At 68.8% G+C, this 1275-nt stretch carries 1 protein-coding gene; it reads right to left on the bottom strand.

The window, feature by feature from the left end:
• Positions 1–86: 86 nt before the first annotated feature.
• Positions 87–1172 carry a serine hydrolase gene (locus DM995_RS13600; protein ID WP_116969768.1) on the bottom strand — a complete coding sequence of 362 codons (1086 nt, stop codon included), beginning with the start codon at positions 1170–1172 and terminating at the stop codon, positions 87–89.
• Positions 1173–1275 lie beyond the last annotated feature (103 nt).

Here is a 1275-nt window from a genome sequence, read left to right as displayed (position 1 = left end):
CGGTTGCGGCGAACGAAACAAATGTCTCCCGCCTCTCGGATAACACAATGTTTCGCGGAGCGGTAGCGCCGATTACCGCACGCGGTTCACCGCTGGTGCCAGCGCCCCACCGCGCGCGACACCGCCTGCATCAGCTGCATCCGCTGCGGAATGCTCGCTGTGGTCTCGGCGAGCATGACCGCTACGGCATAGCGGGTTCCGTCGGGCGCGGTCATAATGCCGACATCGTTATAGCCGGTCGAAACCGGGGGCAGATCCTGGCCGGTTCCGGTCTTGTGCAGGAACTGCCACCCGGCTGGTACGCCCGCCTTCAGCCGATTGGGGCCGCTGCGCGTGCGGCCAAGCGTGTCGAGCATGAGCCGGGTGGAGCTCTGCGAGAGCAATTCGCCGCGTGCCAGCCGCGCCAGCGCATCGACAATGCCCTCGGGGCTGGCACCGTCGATCGGATCGGCGACATAGGCCGAGAGCAGGTTGCGCCGCCGGTCGAGCGGCACGCGCTCGCGTGCGGCCTGGAAGGCACGCCCTGCCGACAGCTCCTGCCGCCATTCGACGCCGGCGATCGAGCTCTGCAACAGGCGTTCTCCGGGGCCGAAGCGGATGTTGGCGAGGCCCTTGCGGCGAAGGAAGTCGTTCACCGCTCCCGGGCCACCGGCGGTGCGCAACAGCGCATCGTTGGCGCTATTGTCGCTCGCGGTCAGCGCCTCGTTGATCAGCGAGCGGACGGTCGCACGCACCACGCCTTCGCGCGCGACGCGGGCGGCAAGCGGCTGGTGGAACAAGGTGAGGTCATTGGCGGTGATCGTCACTTCCTGGTCGAGCGAGACCTCGCCGCGATCGACCTTTTCCAGCACGGTCATCGTCACCCAGAGCTTCGAGACGCTCTGCTGCGGGAACAGCTCGCCGCCGCGCTGGCCGACCACCCAGTCGCCATCGATGCGGCGCACCGCGATGCCGGTCTTGCCAGGGAAGGTCCGCCAGAGTTCCTGCAACTCGTCGCGCAGCCCCTGCGGCACGACATTGGCGGCGCGCGGGGCGAGCGGCGGCGGCACCGGCTGCACCCGGGTGGGCGGCGGAGCGGGTGCGGGGCGCGGCTGCGCGACCTGTTTGGGTGTCGATACGCACGCCGACAGCGCGGCAGTGGCGAGGATTAGGACCAGCGGACGGGCGACCATGCGGGGCTTTCTAGCAGCAACTTGGGGTTTGCGACCATGCGGCACAGGACATGTATCGCCGCTGAAAGGCTCTAGCCACGGGTTCCCGGCGCGGGGGCGCTTT

It is taken from the genome of Blastomonas sp. UPD001, from assembly GCF_003426715.1.
Lineage (GTDB): Bacteria > Pseudomonadota > Alphaproteobacteria > Sphingomonadales > Sphingomonadaceae > Blastomonas.
Note: the sequence above shows the minus strand (reverse complement) of the source record. Positions and strands in the feature narration are given on the sequence as shown.

Coding starts and splice junctions, on each gene's coding strand:
- DM995_RS13600 (WP_116969768.1), bottom strand. CDS start 1,172: ATGGTCGCCCGTCCGCTGGTCCTAATCCTCGCCACTGCCGCGCTGTCG.